The organism is Mycobacterium sp. E136 (genome assembly GCF_001666865.1).
GTDB lineage: Bacteria > Actinomycetota > Actinomycetes > Mycobacteriales > Mycobacteriaceae > Mycobacterium.
Genome location: NZ_LZJE01000277.1, coordinates 1 through 1,361, shown reverse-complemented (window position 1 = coordinate 1,361; position 1,361 = coordinate 1). Strand labels below are relative to the sequence as shown.

The following is a 1,361-nucleotide window of genomic DNA, read 5'->3' as shown; positions in this document are numbered from 1 at the left end:
GGGCGGCGCCGCCGGCGGCCTGCGCGGCCAGCCAGGACCGCAGCACCGGAAGGCTGAGGCCGCCCGGTCCGGCGTCGTGGCCGCGCTCGGCCATGAACCCGAACAGCGCGCGGAGGTCACCGAGGTACGCGCGACGGGTGTGCTCGGAGCGGCCTCGCTCCAGCGCGAGGTACTCGTCGAACTCCTCGAGTACGGCTTCCACGAATCCCACCGTGGCAGAGGCCGGCCGCAACGCTCAGGTGACGCGCCGCAGCGTGTCCGGAGTGAGATCGGCCAGGGTGGGATAGCCGTCGACGGCCATGGTCAGATCGGCTTCGGCCAGCAGCGAGCGCAGCACGTGAACGACCCCGTCCACACCGCCGAGCGCCAGCCCGTAGGCGTAGGGCCGCCCGACCCCGACGGCGGTCGCGCCGAGCGCGAGCGCTTTCACGATGTCGGAGCCGCTGCGGATGCCCGAGTCGAACAACACGGGCAGCCCGTCGGCGGCCTCGACCACGCCGGGCAGGCAGTCGATGGCCGCCAGTCCGCCGTTGGCCTGTCGTCCGCCGTGATTCGAGCAGTAGATCGCGTCGACGCCGCCGTCCTTGGCGCGGCGCGCGTCGTCGGGATGACAGATGCCCTTGACGATGAGCGGCAGGTCGGTCAACGAGCGCAGCCACGGCAGGTCGTCCCACGTCAGCGGGTTACCGAAGAGCCCGACCCAGTGCAGGACGGCGGCTTGCGGGTTCTCCTCGGGCGACTGCGCCAGCCCAGCGCGAAACACCGGGTCGCTGGTGTAGTTCGACAGGCACCGTCCGCGCAGCTGCGGGAAGTTCGACGTCGACAGGTCACGGGGTCGCCAGCCCGGCACCCACGTGTCGAGCGTGACGATGATCCCCTTGTATCCGGCGGCTTCGGCGCGGTGGACGAGGCTCGCGGCCAGCTCCCGGTCGGTCGGCGTGTAGAGCTGGAAAAAGCCGGGGGTGTCGCCGAATTCGGCGGCGACATCCTCGAGCGGGTCCTCGGTGAGCGTCGAGACGACCATCGGCACACCGGTCCTGGCCGCCGCGCGGGCCGTGGCCAGGTCACCGTGACCGTCCTGGGCGCAGATGCCGATCACCCCGATCGGCGCCATGAACACCGGCGACGGCAACTTCAGCCCGAACAGATCGACGGTGAGGTCGCGGTCGCGGGTCGCGCGGAACATCCGCGGCATCAGGCCCCAGTTGTCGAACGCGGTGCGATTGAGCCGCTGGGTCCGTTCGTCACCGGCTCCCCCGGCGACGTAGGAGTACACCGACGGCGGCATCGCCGACTCCGCCTTGGCTTCCCACTCCGCGAAGGTCATCGGCAGGTTCGGCACGATGCCGGAGAGGCCTTGC

Annotated in this window: 2 protein-coding genes; both read right to left on the bottom strand. The window is 71.1% G+C overall.

All coding sequences use genetic code 11. The features are described from left to right. The coding region (locus tag A5698_RS18335) for a site-specific integrase (protein WP_197506823.1) at positions 1-202 on the bottom strand (202 nt) is incomplete at its 3' end. A gap of 33 nt (positions 203-235) precedes the next feature. Beyond that, the coding region (locus tag A5698_RS18330; protein WP_068299843.1) for an alpha-hydroxy-acid oxidizing protein at positions 236-1,361 on the bottom strand (1,126 nt) is incomplete at its 5' end.